The organism is Salimicrobium humidisoli, from assembly GCF_002295105.1.
GTDB lineage: Bacteria > Bacillota > Bacilli > Bacillales > Halobacillaceae > Salimicrobium > Salimicrobium humidisoli.
This window is the reverse complement of sequence record NZ_NSGH01000046.1, coordinates 1-1,626: the sequence shown is the minus strand read 5'-3', so window position 1 is coordinate 1,626 and position 1,626 is coordinate 1. Positions and strand designations below refer to the sequence as shown.

Genomic DNA, 1,626 nt, shown 5'->3' with positions numbered 1-1,626 from the left:
CCGCCAGGGAAAGATCCGTTCCTATCCTTAGAAAGGAGGTGATCCAGCCGCACCTTCCGATACGCCTACCTTGTTACGAGTTCACCCCAATCATTGGCGCCACCTTCGACGGCTGGCTCCTGAAAAGGTTACCTCACCGGCTTCGGGTGTTGCCAACTCTCGTGGTGTGACGGGCGGTGTGTACATGGCCCGGGAACGTATTCACCGCAGCATGCTGAACTGCGATTACTAGCGATTCCGGCTTCATGCAGGCGAGTTGCAGCCTGCAATCCGAACTGAGAATGGCTTTCTCGGATTGGCTACCCGTCGCGGGTTCGCATCCGTTTGTCCCATCCATTGTAGCACGTGTGTAGCCCAGGTCATAAGGGGCATGATGATTTGACGTCATCCCCGCCTTCCTCCGGTTTGTCACCGGCAGTCACCTTAGAGTGCCCAACTGAATGCTGGCAACTAAGATTAGGGGTTGCGCTCGTTGCGGGACTTAACCCAACATCTCACGACACGAGCTGACGACAACCATGCACCACCTGTCACTTGGTCCCCGAAGGGAACCTTCCATCTCTCGAAGTAGCCAAGGATGTCAAGATCTGGTAAGGTTCTTCGCGTTGCTTCGAATTAAACCACATGCTCCTCCGCTTGTGCGGGCCCCCGTCAATTCCTTTGAGTATCAGCCATGCGGCCGTACTCCCCAGGCGGAGTGCTTAATGCGTTAACTTCAGCACTAAGGGGTGGAAGCCCCCTAACACCTAGCACTCAGCGTTTACGGCGTGGACTACCAGGGTATCTAATCCTGTTTGCTACCCACGCTATCGCACCTCAGCGTCAGAAACCGACCAGAGAGTCGCCTTCGCCACTGGTGTACCTCCACATATCTACGCATTTCACCGCTACACGTGGAATTCCACTCTCCTCTTCAGTCCTCAAGTTCCCCAGTTTCCAATGGCCATCCGTGGTTGAGCCACGGGCTTTCACATCAGACTTAAGGAACCGCCTGCGTGCCCTTTACGCCCAATAATTCCGGACAACGCTTGCCCCCTACGTATTACCGCGGCTGCTGGCACGTAGTTAGCGGGGGCTTCCTCGTGAGGTACCGTCAAGGGTCCGTTCTGTTCGCACGGTCCTTGTTCTTCCCTCACAACAGATTTTTACGATCCGAAGACCTTCATCATTCACGCGGCGTTGCTCCGTCAGACTTACGTCCATTGCGGAAGATTCCCTACTGCTGCCTCCCGTAGGAGTCTGGGCCGTGTCTCAGTCCCAGTGTGGCCGATCACCCTCTCAGGTCGGCTACGCATCGTCGCCTTGGTGAGCCGTTACCTCACCAACCAGCTAATGCGCCGCGGGCCCATCTGTAAGCGATAGCCGCTAAGGCCATCCTTTTACCATCGGTTCAGGAGAACCGATTGATTATCCGGCATTAGCCCCGGTTTCCCGGGGTTATTCCGGTCTTACAGGCAGGTTGCCCACGTGTTACTCACGCGTCCGCCGCTCGTTCCACGAGCGTCCGCCGCGAAGGGCTTCAGCTCGCTTCCCGCGCTCGAGTTGCATGTATTAGGCACGCCCCCAGCGTTCGTCCTGAGCCAGGATCAAACTCTCCATAAAAGAGATTGATTAGCTCAATCATAA

1 rRNA gene is annotated in these 1,626 nt (G+C 56.0%); it reads right to left on the bottom strand.

Annotated elements, in window-relative coordinates:
* Positions 1-31 precede the first annotated feature (31 nt).
* Positions 32-1,602, bottom strand: a 16S ribosomal RNA gene (locus tag CKW00_RS13385).
* Positions 1,603-1,626 lie beyond the last annotated feature (24 nt).